The organism is Paraburkholderia sp. RL18-085-BIA-A (assembly GCF_046027075.1).
Classification (GTDB): Bacteria; Pseudomonadota; Gammaproteobacteria; order Burkholderiales; family Burkholderiaceae; genus Paraburkholderia.
In genome coordinates, this window is the sequence record NZ_JARESU010000452.1 from 1 (window position 1) to 1,181 (window position 1,181).

Annotated in this window: 1 protein-coding gene; it reads left to right on the plus strand. The window is 56.7% G+C overall.

Going from position 1 to position 1,181, the window contains the following annotated elements; genetic code table 11:
• Positions 1-477: 477 nt before the first annotated feature.
• Positions 478-804: an HdeA/HdeB family chaperone gene (locus P0D89_RS53170; RefSeq protein ID WP_408371246.1), complete on the plus strand. Its 327-nt coding sequence runs from the start codon at positions 478-480 to the stop codon at positions 802-804.
• Positions 805-1,181 lie beyond the last annotated feature (377 nt).

Genomic DNA, 1,181 nt, shown 5'->3' on the forward strand with positions numbered 1-1,181 from the left:
GAGGGTCAGTTCGATCTCCGCACTCTCGGACTCAAGGATACTACTGCACCCGCCGTCAGGAATGCCGTCCTATTCAATAAATAAGGCATCCTGATATATTGAATACGTCTCGGCTTCACCGGCTGTTTGCGCCAGAACCCACATGACCACCTTCGGGTCACATCGGTTCTTCACGCTCCGTCCTTGCCGCGACGGCAAGGCCTTTAATTCCCTCTTCGGCCTTGGCCCGTCTGATGCGGGCAATTCCGGGGTGGCCAAGCTGAAAAGACGCCCTACGTTTTGAGTCGAGCTGACGCCATATGCGACCAAAGTCCAATTGTTTTATCCCCGACAGCGCCGATACTGCTTGACGGAGGTTCCGCAAGGTCTGCGTGTAGCGTGCGGAATAGCCAAATCGGTCCGTTCCCTGTTTTTTCCGAGGTCGTCAATAGCGGTCGGTCATTATTGCCGTCCTCCGCACGAATCTGGGAGTACTAAATGAAGCGCTTTGTGATTGCCACTTGTCTTCTGGGAGCCGCCATTGTGATGCCGGCATGGGCGCAAGCCCCAACAAAAATGAGTCCGCTGAAAATGAAATGCGAGGACTTCGTGGCGGTGGATGAAGCTTACCGACCCGCTCTCGTCTACTACGTGGTAGGCGTCGACAAGCTCGGCGTAACGGAAACTGACACGATGGTGGAGGACACTGCGACGCCAATCGGCGTGCTTGTTGCCGAGTGCCAGAAGACGCCGAAGGCGTCGTTTCGTAGAAAGGTCGGGCAGATGTACAAGAGCGGTCAGCTCGCTATTTTCGACCATCACTGAGCGGGCCGGTCGGGTCCATGTAAGTGCACGTGAGAGACGAGGCGACCACGCGGACTGTGGATGCCCGCGGCTGCATGGATGCGATGGAAGCGCGAACGGCCGCTTGCTGGCGCAAAATGCTCACCAGGAGGTCTGCTTGCCGATACGGGCGATTGGCGCTTCCTGGCCGGTCACTGCCTCAGGGCGATCGGCAGAACGCGACCCAGGCTGTGTGGAAACGCCGAAATAATCTCAATACACGCAGTTCGGGCATCAACCAGAGCGTTTGGCAATTCGTGTATGGCTCAGTTCGCCGATGGCGAACCGCTGGAGGGCTCTAACGCTCTCTAAATGGCTATTGTTTGCTTGCCTATAAGGCCAACAAATGTTCACGCGCC

Bases quoted from the DNA above. Each gene is read 5' to 3' on its own strand.
- P0D89_RS53170 (WP_408371246.1), top strand. From the start codon at position 478: ATGAAGCGCTTTGTGATTGCCACTTGTCTTCTGGGAGCCGCCATTGTG.